The 11,928-nt window shown below is 72.4% G+C and carries 15 protein-coding genes; 8 read left to right on the top strand and 7 right to left on the bottom strand.

Going from position 1 to position 11,928, the window contains the following annotated elements:
- Positions 1 to 2 precede the first annotated feature (2 nt).
- Positions 3 to 902: a UTP--glucose-1-phosphate uridylyltransferase GalU gene (galU, locus tag QMG39_RS12180; RefSeq protein WP_281885350.1), complete on the bottom strand. Its 900-nt coding sequence runs from the start codon at positions 900 to 902 to the stop codon at positions 3 to 5.
- Positions 903 to 976: 74 nt separating this feature from the next.
- Here galU and QMG39_RS12175 point away from each other — a divergent pair, with 74 nt between their 5' ends.
- From QMG39_RS12175 to mscL, 3 genes are read left to right on the top strand one after another with little or no spacing between them, the layout of a single operon-like run.
- Positions 977 to 1,555, top strand: coding sequence for a 5-formyltetrahydrofolate cyclo-ligase (locus QMG39_RS12175; protein ID WP_281885348.1), 579 nt, complete (start codon positions 977 to 979; stop codon positions 1,553 to 1,555).
- Between the two features lie 31 nt (positions 1,556 to 1,586).
- Positions 1,587 to 1,919: an FmdB family zinc ribbon protein gene (locus QMG39_RS12170; RefSeq protein ID WP_281885346.1), complete on the top strand. Its 333-nt coding sequence runs from the start codon at positions 1,587 to 1,589 to the stop codon at positions 1,917 to 1,919.
- A gap of 44 nt (positions 1,920 to 1,963) precedes the next feature.
- Positions 1,964 to 2,407 carry a large conductance mechanosensitive channel protein MscL gene (mscL, locus tag QMG39_RS12165; protein WP_281885344.1) on the top strand — a complete coding sequence of 148 codons (444 nt, stop codon included), beginning with the start codon at positions 1,964 to 1,966 and terminating at the stop codon, positions 2,405 to 2,407.
- A gap of 21 nt (positions 2,408 to 2,428) precedes the next feature.
- Here mscL and QMG39_RS12160 read toward each other — a convergent pair whose 3' ends face one another.
- On the bottom strand, positions 2,429 to 2,680 hold the full coding sequence (locus QMG39_RS12160; RefSeq protein WP_281885342.1) for a hypothetical protein: 252 nt from the start codon (positions 2,678 to 2,680) through the stop codon (positions 2,429 to 2,431).
- The gene (locus QMG39_RS12155) at positions 2,677 to 6,468 is read right to left on the bottom strand and encodes an AAA family ATPase (protein WP_281885340.1); all 3,792 of its coding nucleotides are present in this window, start codon (positions 6,466 to 6,468) and stop codon (positions 2,677 to 2,679) included. The genes QMG39_RS12160 and QMG39_RS12155 overlap by 4 nt, the downstream gene beginning before the upstream one ends.
- 135 nt (positions 6,469 to 6,603) lie before the next feature.
- Here QMG39_RS12155 and QMG39_RS12150 point away from each other — a divergent pair, with 135 nt between their 5' ends.
- Both QMG39_RS12150 and QMG39_RS12145 read left to right on the top strand, forming a co-directional pair.
- Positions 6,604 to 6,912: a rhodanese-like domain-containing protein gene (locus QMG39_RS12150; RefSeq protein ID WP_281885338.1), complete on the top strand. Its 309-nt coding sequence runs from the start codon at positions 6,604 to 6,606 to the stop codon at positions 6,910 to 6,912.
- 35 nt (positions 6,913 to 6,947) lie between these two features.
- Positions 6,948 to 7,256 carry a metal-sensitive transcriptional regulator gene (locus QMG39_RS12145; RefSeq protein ID WP_281885336.1) on the top strand — a complete coding sequence of 103 codons (309 nt, stop codon included), beginning with the start codon at positions 6,948 to 6,950 and terminating at the stop codon, positions 7,254 to 7,256.
- 37 nt (positions 7,257 to 7,293) lie between these two features.
- On the opposite strand, the gene ald is transcribed toward QMG39_RS12145, so the two are convergent.
- Positions 7,294 to 8,391, bottom strand: coding sequence for an alanine dehydrogenase (gene ald / locus QMG39_RS12140; RefSeq protein ID WP_281885334.1), 1,098 nt, complete (start codon positions 8,389 to 8,391; stop codon positions 7,294 to 7,296).
- Positions 8,392 to 8,520: 129 nt separating this feature from the next.
- Here ald and QMG39_RS12135 point away from each other — a divergent pair, with 129 nt between their 5' ends.
- From QMG39_RS12135 to QMG39_RS12125, 3 genes are all read left to right on the top strand, one after another.
- A complete protein-coding gene (locus QMG39_RS12135; RefSeq protein ID WP_281885332.1) occupies positions 8,521 to 9,024 on the top strand; it encodes an Lrp/AsnC family transcriptional regulator in 504 nt (167 codons plus the stop codon).
- Between the two features lie 64 nt (positions 9,025 to 9,088).
- Entirely contained in the window at positions 9,089 to 9,349 is a 261-nt protein-coding gene (locus QMG39_RS12130; protein ID WP_281885330.1) for a hypothetical protein, read from the top strand.
- Between the two features lie 88 nt (positions 9,350 to 9,437).
- On the top strand, positions 9,438 to 9,704 hold the full coding sequence (locus tag QMG39_RS12125) for a hypothetical protein (RefSeq protein WP_281885328.1): 267 nt from the start codon (positions 9,438 to 9,440) through the stop codon (positions 9,702 to 9,704).
- A 15-nt stretch (positions 9,705 to 9,719) separates the two neighbouring features.
- On the opposite strand, the gene QMG39_RS12120 is transcribed toward QMG39_RS12125, so the two are convergent.
- From QMG39_RS12120 to QMG39_RS12110, 3 genes are all read right to left on the bottom strand, one after another.
- Entirely contained in the window at positions 9,720 to 10,328 is a 609-nt protein-coding gene (locus QMG39_RS12120) for a cation efflux transmembrane domain-containing protein (protein ID WP_281885326.1), read from the bottom strand.
- 77 nt (positions 10,329 to 10,405) lie between these two features.
- Positions 10,406 to 10,846: a hypothetical protein gene (locus tag QMG39_RS12115; protein ID WP_281885324.1), complete on the bottom strand. Its 441-nt coding sequence runs from the start codon at positions 10,844 to 10,846 to the stop codon at positions 10,406 to 10,408.
- 120 nt (positions 10,847 to 10,966) lie between these two features.
- Positions 10,967 to 11,926, bottom strand: coding sequence for a hypothetical protein (locus QMG39_RS12110; protein WP_281885322.1), 960 nt, complete (start codon positions 11,924 to 11,926; stop codon positions 10,967 to 10,969).
- Positions 11,927 to 11,928 lie beyond the last annotated feature (2 nt).

Genomic DNA, 11,928 nt, shown 5'->3' with positions numbered 1-11,928 from the left:
CGCTACCCCTCGGCGAGGCCCGCGGCGTACTCGCGCAGCCACGGGCGGAGGTCGGGGCCGAGGTCGTCGCGGTCCGCCGCGAGCTGGATGACGGCCTTGATGTAGTCGAGCTTGTCGCCCGTGTCGTAGCGGCGGCCGCGGAACACGACCCCGTACACGCCGCCGGTCGTCTCGGCGTCGTCGGCGAGCTCGAGCAGCGCGTCGGTGAGCTGGATCTCGCCGCCCTTGCCCGGCTCGGTGTGCTCGAGCACGTCGAAGATCTCGGGCTTCAGCACGTAGCGCCCGATGATGGCGAGGTTCGACGGGGCGACCTCGCGGGCGGGCTTCTCGACCAGCCCGGTCACCTTCACCACGTCGGGATCGTCGGTCTCCTCGACCTCGGCCGCGCCGTACATGTGGATCGAGTCGGGGTCGACCTCGAGCAGCGCGATGATCGTCGCGTCGCGCTTGTCGTGCTCCTCGAGCATGCGGCTGAGCAGCGGGTCGCGCTCGTCGATGAGGTCGTCGCCGAGCAGCACGGCGAACGGCTCGCGGCCCACGTGCTTCTGCGCACGCAGCACCGCGTGGCCGAGGCCCTTCGGGTCGCCCTGGCGCACGAAGTGCACGTCGGCGAGTGCGCTCGACTCCATCACGCGCGACAGCTTGGACTCGTCGCCCTTGGTCTGCAGGGTGTGCTCGAGCTCGGTGACGCGGTCGAAGTGGTTGGCGAGGGCGTTCTTGTTGCGGCCGATGATCATGAGCACGTCGTCGAGTCCGGCCTCGACCGCCTCCTCGACCACGTACTGGATGGCGGGCTTGTCGACGACGGGCAGCATCTCCTTCGGCATCGCCTTCGTCGCGGGCAGGAACCGGGTGCCGAGGCCAGCGGCAGGGATGACGGCCTTCGTGATGCGCTGGGACATGCCGACCAGCGTATCCGTTCCGCGGCCTGCACAAGCGGCGGATGCCGGTTCCGGCGCGCCCGTAGGATGGGGCCATGTCGGCCGACCCCGAGCATCGGAAGCGCACCCTCCGTGCCGAGTTGCGCGAGCGGCGCCGCACCCTCACCGCCACCGAGCGCACCGCCGCGTCCGACGGGTTCACCGCGCGCCTGACCGAGCTGGTCGAGCGCCACGGCGCCGGGTCGATCGCGTGCTACCTGTCGATGCCCGACGAGCCCGACACGCGCCCCTTCGTGCGGTGGGCGGAGGACGCCGGCATCCGCGTGCTCTTCCCGATCAGCCGTGAGGACGGCCTGCTCGACTGGACCGTCGGCGAGGACCGCTCCGAGGTCACCGGGCTCCACGGCATCCCCGAGGCGATGGGCGAGCTGCTCGGCCCGATCGCGATCAACGACGTCGACCTCATCATCGTGCCGGCCGCCGCGGTCGACCCGACGGGCACCCGGCTCGGCTGGGGCCGGGGCTATTTCGACAAGACCCTCGGATCGATGGGACAATGTCCTCCGGTCTACGCCGTCGTCTACGACACCGAGTTCGTCGACGACGTGCCGCGCGAGCGGCACGACCAGCCGGTCGACGGCGTCGTGACGCCCACGCGCATCGTCTCCTTCTGACGGCGAGACTCCCCCGAACGAGAGAACGCCCGTGCCCACCTACGCCTACCGTTGCACCGAGTGCGACAACGCCTTCGACATCCAGCAGTCCTTCTCGGACGCCTCGCTCACCGAGTGCCCCGCGTGCGGCGGCCGCCTGCGGAAGGTGTTCGGCTCGATCGGCGTCACGTTCAACGGCTCGGGCTTCTACCGCACCGACTCGCGGTCGGGCGGCTCGTCGTCGGTCGGCGGGTCGAAGGCGGATGCCGCGAAGTCGGACTCGTCCTCCGGCTCGGGCTCGTCCGCAGCGAAGTCCGACACCTCCTCGGCGGCGTCGAAGCCCGCCGCAACGAGTTCGACATCCTCGTCGGCTAGCGTGTCCTGACGGACCGCGCGAGCGCGCGGCCCGTTCTCGTACGGGGAGGGTGCATGCTCAAGGGTTTCCGCGATTTCATCACGCGGGGGAACGTCATCGACCTGGCGGTCGCCGTCGTCATCGGCGCTGCGTTCACCGCGGTCGTCAACGCCGTCGTCACCGGGCTCATCAACCCCGTGATCAGCATGTTCTTCGAGGCGGACTCGCTGAACGAGGCCATGCAGGTGGAGCTCTTCGGCGGTTCGGTGCTCTCGTTCGGCCTCATCCTCGGCGCGATCATCAACTTCCTCGTCGTCGCCGCGGTCGTCTACTTCGTGTTCGTGATGCCGATGAACCACGTGAAGCAGCGCGCGGAGGAGCGCATCCGCTCCGGGCAGCCGCCGGCCGCGGGCGACCCGCCGACCCCGACCGAGGTCGAACTGCTCGGGCAGATCCGCGACCTGCTCGCCGAGCAGGCGGGTTCGGCCCAGACCGGCGGGAAGCACGCCGGGTCGTAGGCCGCTCGCGGCGCGGCCCGGTCACCAGTGCGGCGGCCGCTCCCTGGTGATGCGGTCGTCGTCGGCGGATGCCCCGGGCTTCGGCTTCCTCGTCGGCTCGGCGTCGCGCTCGGGCGCCTCCGGCGCCGGGTCGCTGCCGGGTGCGGGCGTGAGACGCGCGCGCCGGGCACCGGTCGCGCGTTCGACCCGCTGACGCGGCCGCTTCCGCGACGCCTCGCCGTCGGCGGCATCCGCTCGCTCGGGCCCGCCCTCGTCGGACTCGCCCGGGCTCACGACGGCAGGTCGCCCACGTCGATCGGCTGGGTGTCGGCGGGCACGACCGGCTCCTTCGGCACGGCGCCGAGCAGCGTCGCGACGCGCCGCGCGACCGCGTCGGGGTTGCCGAACAGCTCGAAGCTGTGGACGCGCAGCACGTGCCAGCCGAGCTGGCGCAGCACGGCGGGCCGCAGCCGCAGCGACTCGCGCAGGCTCGAGTCCACGAGCGCGGGGTCGGTCTCGACGACGACGGCGCGTCCCGCACGCGAGGCGGCCAGTGCGAGCTTGCCCCGGTGCCCGAGCTCGACCCGGATGTCGAGCTTCCGCAGCCGCTCGGCGAGGTCGATGAGCATCGGGTCGGTCGACTCGGCCACGGGCGGTGCGGCGATGCGCTCCTCGGCCTGCTCCAGCACCTCGGCGAGCGCGAGCACCCCGTGCCCCTGGCGCTCGTCGTCGATCTCGTCGGGCCGGAAGCACGCGACGATGTCGATCGATCGCCGTGCACGGGTCATCCCGACCGCCAGCAGTCGATCGCCGCCCGGCTCGCCGAGCGGGCCGAAGTTCGACAGCAGCCGCCCGTGCGGCGTGCGTGCGTAGCCCACCGAGAAGATGACGCGGTCGCGACTCTGCGCCACCGCCTGCTCGAGCGTGAGCACCGTGAACGGCTCGGCGCGGTCGGTGAGGATGAAGTCGGAGAGGTCGGTGCGCTTGGCGAACGCGGCGAGCACCGCCTGGTGCACACGCGCGGCGTGCCGGGTGCTCGCGGTGATGACCATGAGCGACTCGCGCGGCCGCTTGACGGCGTGCTCCATGACGAGCTCGACGACCTTCGCGACCTCCATGTCGACGCTCTCGACGGTGCCCGTGCGCGGGTCGGGCAGGCCCGAGCCGTCGAGGAAGTGCAGGTTCAGGCTGCCGTGGCCGAGGAAGCTGCCGGCCCACGGCAGCGAGTCGATGCGCCCGTCGTAGTAGCGGTGGTTGACGAGCTCCGCGAGGTCCTCGCCGCCGGCGCGGTAGCTGCGCGTGAGGGTGAGCGTCGGCAGCAGCTCGCCCAGGCGGGCGAGCGCGGACTCGGCCTGCCGCGCGTCGGGGTCGCCCTGCGCCGCGGGCTGCCCGCCGTCCTCGACGTCGGGGTCGGGGATGCCGGTCTCGAACGGCGTCGGCGTCTGCGTGACGGGGTCGCCGAACGCGACGACCTGCTTGGCGCGGCGGATCGCGCCGAGGTTCTCGGCGAAGGTCGTCGCGGCCGCGTCGACGAGGATCACGGTGTCGAACGCGATGCGGTCGTCGATGGCGCCCACGTCGTACGGCGAGGCGAGCCAGACGGGCGCGAGCGCCCGGAACAGGTGCGGCGCGGCCTCGTGCAGCCGGCTCGCGGTCGCCCGGTCGGCGCGCAGCAGCGCGCGGAGCTGTTCCGCCTCCTCGGGCCAGTCGACGATGCCGACCTTCCACGACTCTGCGAGCTGCCACGCGAGCTGCGCCCCGGCGCTGCCCGCGTGGGCGTCGTCGACCAGCCGGAAGTCCGCCTCGAGGCGGTCGAGCACCGCCGTGTTGGCGCCGAGCAGCGCGGCGTCGCCGGCGAGCAGCGATTCGAGCACCGACTGCCACCAGGCCAGCTCGAGCTCGGCAGCGACCCGCTCCTGCGGCACGTGCCGCCGCGAGAGGTCGACCAGCAGCGGGTCGAGCTCCAGCTCGCGCAGCGTTCCGAGCAGCGCGGTGCGCTCCTGCAGGTTCGCGAGCACCTCGGACTCCGCGGCGAGCCCCGACATGGTCGCGACGAGCTCGCGGATCGGCCGCTGCGCCAGCTCGCGGTCCGTGCCGACCGTGCCGAGGGGCGTGTCGAGGGTCGCGAGGTCGGAGGAGACGTGCTGGAAGAGCACGTGCAGGTCGGCGACGCCGACGGGCACCCCGGGGATCGAGCCGGCGGTCGAGTAGCGGTTCCAGAGCGTGCGCTGCTGCTGGATGCGGCGGAGCGCGCCGTTCAGGTCGCCGACGTGCACGCCGGGCCGGACGAACTCCATCGCGTGACGACGCAGCCGACGACGGTTCGCCCCCGACATGCCGCGCGAGTCGCGCCGGGCCGAGGTGGCCGCGATGAGCTCGCCGAGCGGGCGGTCGTACACCGAGGGCTGGAAGCGGTCGAGCGTCTCGCGGATGTCGAGCAGGAGCCGGAGGAACACCCCGAGCTCGGCGACCGACTCGAACGGCCTGAGGCTCGTGGTCGAGATCACCGCACTCGCGCGCTCGAGCAGTCGCGGCAGGTCGCTCGACTGCAGCCGCTTGGCCAGCTCGTGGGCCGACGCGGCCTCCTCCGACGACGTGAACGACGCCCCGTACCAGGGCGAGTCGCCCGGGCCGTACCTGAACTCGCCGAGCTCGGCAGCGCGCACGAGGTCGGCCGCGACCTGGCCGCGGTCGCCGGCGAGGCGCTCGAGCGAGGCGCGATCCAGGCGCGCGGTCGTCGACGGCGGGTCGGGCAGCAGCGAGAGCCGCGCGAGCTCGCCGAGCGCCTCGAGCACCGAGACCCGGAAGCCGGGGTCGCGCCGGGTGAGCGCGCCACGGTAGTCGAGCAGCACCTTGCGCAGGCGCACGAGCGCGTCGTCGACGTCGGCCACGCGCGGCTTCACGGCCTTCTCGTTGCGCGAGATCGACTTCACCAGGTCGCGGCGCAGCGTGGTCGTCGTGACGGCCGCGCCGCCGAGCCCGACCTCGCCGAGCCGGTGCGCGATGCCGTCGAGGCTGGCGCGTCGCGCACCGACTACGAGCACGCGCCGGTGTCGCTGCACGAGCGCGCCGATGGCGTTCACGATGGTCTGCGACCCGCCGGTGCCCGGCAGCGTCTCGACGACGATCGACGAGCCCGCCTCGATCTGGGCGATCACGTGCTCCTGCTCGGGGTCCGCGTCGTGCACGAGGGTGTCGGTCGCGGGCGAGCGGTGGTCCTGGCCGACCGAGACGACGGGCTCGTAGGCGGCCTCGACGGATGCCCGTGCCGAGGCGTTGCCCGCCACGGCGTCGATCACGGGGTGGTCGAGCTCCGCGGCATCCGCCACCATCGCCGGGCCGACCTCGGCGAACGTCGACACGACCAGTCGGGGCGACACGCTGAACCATGGGAGGTGGGAGGTGAGCCCGCGCAGCCGGTCGATCACGGGCTGGGGCTTGAACGCGCCGTTGCTGATCGCGAGGGAAACGAACGACTCGGCGTCGAGCGAGATCTGGAACTGGTCGCGCAGGGCGCGGGCGAGCGCCGGGTTCAGGAACGGCTGCCCCTTGAGCTTCAGCTCGAAGTCGCGGCCGTAGCGGCGGATGGCCAGCGGCCGCAGCAGCACGGGCGCGAGGTGCTCGGTGCCGTCGAAGCGCCACTTCGCGAGCCCGATCGCGAGGTGCACGCCCTCGATGCCGCGGACGCTCCGCAGCTCGATGCCCTTCTGGGTGATCTCGGCCGCGGCCAGCCGGGCGTTGCGCAGCGCGAGCTCGTCGCGGATGAGGCTCGAGAGCAGCGTCGACTTGCCGGTGATGAACTGGGGCAGGCCTCCCGGGTGCGTCGTGGAGAGCTCGATGCGGGTGCGCGGCGTGTCGACGAAGCGCAACAGCGGCGAGCGCCCGCCGGCCCGCCCGAGCTCCTCGCGCCAGTTGCGCCACTCGGGGTCGGCCGTCGTGCCGGCGGCATCCGCCCCGCCCCTGTCGCCCGTGTGGCCCTCGTCCGCGTCGGGCACCGCCGCAGGGGGCGCGAAGGCGGACGCGCCGTCGCCCGACGCGCCGACGAGTCCCTCGTCGTCGTGATGCATGTCGAGGCGGCGCACACCGACACCATACGTTCGCCCGGGACGGATTCCCGGGAGCATCGCCGCACTCCGTATCATGGATTTGAATACCCATGCCGTATTCGGATACCCTAGGGGTATACAGCCGCCCTCCTCACGCGGAAGGAATCCCACATGCGATCCATCACCCCCACCGCCCTCGCCACGATCGACGGTGCCACGATCATCGACGTCCGCGAGGTCGAGGAGGTCGAGGCCGCCAGCGTGCGCGGCGCGACGAACATCCCCATGAGCGTGCTCGCCCAGCGCATCGGCGAGGTCCCCCGTGAGGGCACCGTCTACATCATGTGCGCGTCGGGCGGACGCTCATCGCGCGTGACCGAGTACCTCGAGCAGCAGGGCTACGACGTGATCAACGTCGCCGGCGGCATCACCGAGTGGTACCGTGACGGCCTGCCGGTCGAGCTCGGATCGGCGAAGTGACCATGTCCGGCAACAGTGCGACGGCAGGAGCGAGCATGACCACGCAGTACTCCGCGACGACCCCGGGGTCCGACGCGCAGCGGCGCATCGCGAACCGGCTGAAGCGCGCCCGCGGGCAGCTCAACGCGGTCATCGACGCGGTGGAGTCGGGCGGCGACTGCCGCACGGTCGTCACCCAGCTCGCGGCGGTCTCGAGCGCGCTCGACAAGGCGGGCTTCGCGATCATCTCGCAGGCCATGCGCGACTGCGTGCTCATCGACGACGCGGATGCCTCGGGCGAGGCCGCCGAGCCGCACCGCCTCACGCCCGACGAGGTCGAGAAGCTCTTCCTCTCCCTCGCCTGACGCCCACTCCCGGGTCGCAACGCTCGGGTCGATGCATTCAGGCCGTCGCGAGGTCGATGCCGTGCGACCGCGCGACCGACTCGTTGACGAGGCGACCCGCGGTCGTGCTGAGCCCCTTCGCGAGCGCCGCGTCGTGCGCCATCGCGACCTCCGCGCCGTGCTCGGCGATCGCCAGCGCGTACGGCAGCGTCGCGTTCGTGAGCGCCGGCGTCGAGGTGGCGGGCACCGCGCCCGGCATGTTCGCGACGCAGTAGAACACCGCGTCGTGCACCCGGTAGGTCGGCTCGGCGTGGGTCGTGGGGCGCGACCCCTCGAAGCATCCGCCCTGGTCGATCGCGATGTCGACGAGCACCGCGCCCGGCTTCATCGTCTTCACCATGTCGTCGGTGACGACCTTCGGCGCGGCCGCGCCGGGCACCAGCACCGCGCCGATCACGAGGTCGGCGTCGCGCACCTGGCGCGCCACCTCGTACGGCGAGGAGGCGAGCGTGCGGATCTGGCCGTGGTAGCGGGCGTCGAGGTCGCGCAGGCGCGGGAGCGACACGTCGAGCACCGTCACGTCGGCGCCGAGGCCGAGCGCGGTCATCGCCGCCTGCTCGCCGGCGACGCCGCCGCCGACGACGACGACCTTTGCCTTGGCCGTGCCGGGCACCCCCGCGAGCAGCACGCCGCGGCCGCCCTTCGACGCGTGCAGGTGGGCGGCGCCCTCCTGCGGAGCGAGCCGGCCGGCGACCTCGCTCATCGGGGTCAGCAGCGGCAGGCTGCGGTCGGGCAGCTGCACGGTCTCGTACGCGATCGCGGTCGTACCGGCGGCGATGAGCGCCTCGGTCAGCGGACGGTCGGCGGCGAGGTGCAGGTAGGTGAACAGCACGAGGTCGGGGCGGAGGAACCCGTACTCCGAGGCGACCGGCTCCTTGACCTTCAGCACGAGCTCGGCGGCCCACGCCTCCTCGGCGGTCTCGACGATCTCGGCCCCGGCCGTGCGGTACTCGTCGTCGCTGTAGCCGGCGCCCACGCCGGCGCCGGCCTGCACGCTGACGCGGTGGCCGCGCTCGCCGAGCGCGTGCGCGCCCGCGGGCGTGACCGCGACGCGGAACTCGTTGTTCTTGACCTCAGCCGGGACGCCGACGTGCATGCCTACTCCGAATCTCATGGGGGAATGTGGGTTCATCATCCCCTGATGTTCGTCAAATGGGAACCATATCCGCATATCATTCGGTAGAGAACGGATGCACCGGGCATCCGTGCGAAATCGGAGGCCCGAGTGCCGGACGCACCGCAGATCCGCAGCGACCAGGCGGTCGTGCTCGACGACGTCGACCGCGAGATCATCGCCCACCTGCACGACAACGCGCGCGTCTCGAACGTCGACCTCGCGCGCGCGGTCGGCGTCTCGCCGTCGACCTGCCTGGCCCGCGTGAAGGCGCTCCGCGACCGCGGCGTCATCGTGCGCTACACCGCCGAGATCGACCCGAGGGCGCTCGGCTACACGCTGCAGGCGCTCGTGAGCGTGCGCATCCGCGCGGGCGCCCGGCACCTCATGGGGCAGATCTCCGACGAACTGCGGCGCCAGCCCGAGGTCGCCCAGCTGTTCTTCCTGGGCGGCGCGGAGGACTTCCTCATCCACGTGCGGGTGCGCGACAGCGAGCACGTGCGGGAGTTCGTGCTCAACAACCTGTCGGCGAACCCCGCGGTCGCGCTGACCGAGACCCACCTGGTGTTCGAACACCACAGCGCGCTGTCGGCGGGGCTGCGCACCCCCCTGTGATCGCGGGCGTCACACGAAGTCAAGTCCCTATCCCCGGGGGTGGGCACCACGTAGCGTCGAACCGATGACAGACACACTGGGCAGCCACCGCTCGCACGACGCCGCGGCACTGCCACCGGTGGGCCTCTGGTGGCCAATGCTCGAGAGCGAGCTCCGGCGCGAGGTGCTCGAGGACCTCGATGCGCCGCTGCGCGAGGGACTCGTGCGCCGCATTCTCGAGCTGTGCGAGGTCGACGGCGACCCGCGCGCGCTGCGGGGCGTGCGGCTGCGTGAGCACGATCAGGCCTACATCGCGGGCTGGTCGCACGCGATCGGCTGGAGCTGACGCCCGGGGCGGCGTCGGGGGTGCCGACGTAGAATCGACTCGCGCGGGCCGGCGCGCTCCGAGACGGTCGAGACGACGAGGAGCATGCGTGCCCGAGGCCCCTTCGCGATGGCATCCCATCCTCGCAGCATCCGAGCCGGCAGCCGGCCACTGGGTGCTGATCGACTCGCTCGGCCGCGAGTACGGCCGGGTCACGATCGTGCGCCGCGGTGACGAGGTCGGGTACCGCGCCTGGTTCGGCGAGGCATCCGTCGGCTCCTTCACGACACTGCGCCGCTCGTGCGAGGCCGTGCACCGGGCGTTCCTCGATGCCCACGGCCCCGGCGGTTTCGCGCCGCTCCCCTGGCACACCTGAGCGGATGCCCGTGAGTCAGGCCTCCGCACCCTCGGCATCGGGCCGCTCGGCGCGCGCCGCGAGCCACACCGCGCGCGCCGCATCCGCGTTCAGCAGACCGATGCCGATGCCCACGACGATGTCGGGCCAACCCGACGACCAGACGAGGGTGACGAGGGCCGCCGCGATGATCGCCACGTTCGCGAGCGCGTCGTTGCGGGCCGACAGCCAGGCCGCCTTCGGCAGCGAGCCCGCGTGGTGACGGTGCCGCACCAGCAGCACCGCGCTCAGCAGGTTGATCGCGAGCGCGCCGGCGGCGGCCAGGCTGAGCGCGCCGACCTCGGGCGGCTGGGGGTCGAGGATCTTCGCGACCGCGATCCAGATCGTCGCGATGGCCGGCACGAGGATGAGCACGGCGAGACCACGGCCGACGAGCGAGCGGGTGCGCGCCGCCCACGCCACGGCGAAGAAGATGAGCAGGTTGACGCTCGCGTCCTCGAGGAAGTCGACGCTGTCGGCGAGCAGCGAGACCGAGCCGATCGCGACGGCGACCGCGAACTCGACGCCGAAGTAGGCCCCGTTCAGGATCGCGACGATGAGCACCGCGCGTCGCAGGCCCCGGTCGGGCGCGTCGGTCGGGGTCATCCCGCCAGTATCGCGGTTCGACCCCGACGCGCTCGGCAACCTGTGGGTGCGCGAACCGGGCCGTGCGCGATCAGGCCTCAGCCGACCGCCCGCGCCACCAGCTCGCGCAGCGCCCGCTCCACGTCGTCGTTCACCTCGACGACCGCGAACGACGTCGGCCACATGGCGCCGTCGTCGAGCTTGGCGTGCTCGTCGAAGTTCACGGTCGGGTAGCGCGTGTCGAACTTCGACTTGGGCTGCACGAACATCACGACCTTGCCGTCGGCGTCGGCCCACGCGGGGAAGCCGTAGAACGTCTTCGGGTTGAGGTCCGGCGCCTCCTCGGAGACGATCCGGTGGAAGGTCGTCGCCACTGCGCTGTCGATGCCGGTCAGCGCGTCGATCGCGTCCATGCACGCCTCGAGCTCCCGGGCGAGCTTCGCGGCGCCCTTCAGCCCCTTCGTCGAGCGGAGCTCCTCGGCGCGCTGCTTCATCGCCGCCTTCTCGTCGGCGGAGAACCCGCCCTGTTCCTCGGCCATGCGCCGTCGTCCCTTCCGTTCGTGCGTGCCCGGGCGCTGCCCGGCGTGACGGATTCAGGCTACGCGCGCGCCGCTCGACGGACTTCTCGAATCCTGCCCGGTCTCGATCGCGCCGCCGGGTCAGCCTCGCTCCCCCACGCCGCCCGCGGCCGGCCCCTCGGGATGCCTCGCCTGGATCGCGGCGGCCACCGACTCGACGACCTCGCGCGAGCGGTACGGACTGCCGACCCAGAGGTTCGCGCGCGCGGGCCGGAACCCCAGGTAGCGCAGGGCGTCGAACTCCTCGTCGATGCGCTCGCGCAGGGTGAGCTCCACGCCGAGCTTCGGGCCTGCCGCGGGGTCGCCGGCGTTCACGTACGCGGGGTCGATGCGCGCGACGAGCTCCCACGGCACCTGGTACTGCCGTCGCGGTCGCAGGATGCCGCGCCAGAATCCGATGCCCTCGGCGTCGACCACCAGCGTGAAGACCATCGGCAGGCTCGACCACCAGTTCGAAGGCCGGTCACCGGTCACCTCCGCGAGGGTCGTACCCGTCGCGAGCGTGTTCGTGTACCCCTGGTACGCGGTGAGCACCAGGGCATCCGGATGCCTCGCGGCGAGCCGCGCGTTCCGCACGGCCACCGGTCGCAGCCACGCGAACAGCACCGCGATCGCGGCCCAGGCGAGCGCGGCGACGAGCGCGACCACGTCGTACGGCAGCACGTCGTCGGTCACGAATCCGCCGGCACCGGCGAGCGCCACGATCCACCACGCGATCGCCGCCCCGCTGCCGAGCAGCAGGGTCCACCAGACGATGCCGAGTCCCCGCCGTCGCTCGAGCCGGTCCGGAGGCGTGACCGCCGACGCCGGCAGCTCGCCCGCGACCTGTGCGGTAGGCCCCGAGTATCGCCCGGCTGCGCGGTTCCGGCGGTACGGCACCGCCGCGAGCACGAGCGTGACGACGAGGAACCCCACCGCCAGCAGCACGACCTGCACCGGCTCGACGCCGTATGCGAACACCAGGACCGGCGCCAGCAGCGACGCCACCAGCACCGGCACCCAGAAGAGTTGCCGCACCCAGAACCGCAGGAACCGGACCATCC

The sequence above is a fragment of the Agromyces rhizosphaerae genome, from assembly GCF_027925245.1.
GTDB lineage: Bacteria > Actinomycetota > Actinomycetes > Actinomycetales > Microbacteriaceae > Agromyces > Agromyces rhizosphaerae.
The sequence above is the reverse complement of the archived record's forward strand: the minus strand, read 5'-3'. Positions and strand labels throughout refer to the sequence as shown.

What these genes read in the sequence shown, in the direction of transcription:
- QMG39_RS12115 (WP_281885324.1), bottom strand. Translation starts at nt 10,846, where the DNA reads ATGGCCGAGGAACAGGGCGGGTTCTCCGCCGACGAGAAGGCGGCGATG.
- QMG39_RS12150 (WP_281885338.1), top strand. Translation starts at nt 6,604, where the DNA reads ATGCGATCCATCACCCCCACCGCCCTCGCCACGATCGACGGTGCCACG.
- QMG39_RS12110 (WP_281885322.1), bottom strand. Translation starts at nt 11,926, where the DNA reads ATGGTCCGGTTCCTGCGGTTCTGGGTGCGGCAACTCTTCTGGGTGCCG.
- QMG39_RS12130 (WP_281885330.1), top strand. Translation starts at nt 9,089, where the DNA reads ATGACAGACACACTGGGCAGCCACCGCTCGCACGACGCCGCGGCACTG.
- mscL (WP_281885344.1), top strand. Translation starts at nt 1,964, where the DNA reads ATGCTCAAGGGTTTCCGCGATTTCATCACGCGGGGGAACGTCATCGAC.
- QMG39_RS12175 (WP_281885348.1), top strand. Translation starts at nt 977, where the DNA reads ATGTCGGCCGACCCCGAGCATCGGAAGCGCACCCTCCGTGCCGAGTTG.
- galU (WP_281885350.1), bottom strand. Translation starts at nt 902, where the DNA reads ATGTCCCAGCGCATCACGAAGGCCGTCATCCCTGCCGCTGGCCTCGGC.
- ald (WP_281885334.1), bottom strand. Translation starts at nt 8,391, where the DNA reads ATGCACGTCGGCGTCCCGGCTGAGGTCAAGAACAACGAGTTCCGCGTC.
- QMG39_RS12145 (WP_281885336.1), top strand. Translation starts at nt 6,948, where the DNA reads ATGACCACGCAGTACTCCGCGACGACCCCGGGGTCCGACGCGCAGCGG.
- QMG39_RS12120 (WP_281885326.1), bottom strand. Translation starts at nt 10,328, where the DNA reads ATGACCCCGACCGACGCGCCCGACCGGGGCCTGCGACGCGCGGTGCTC.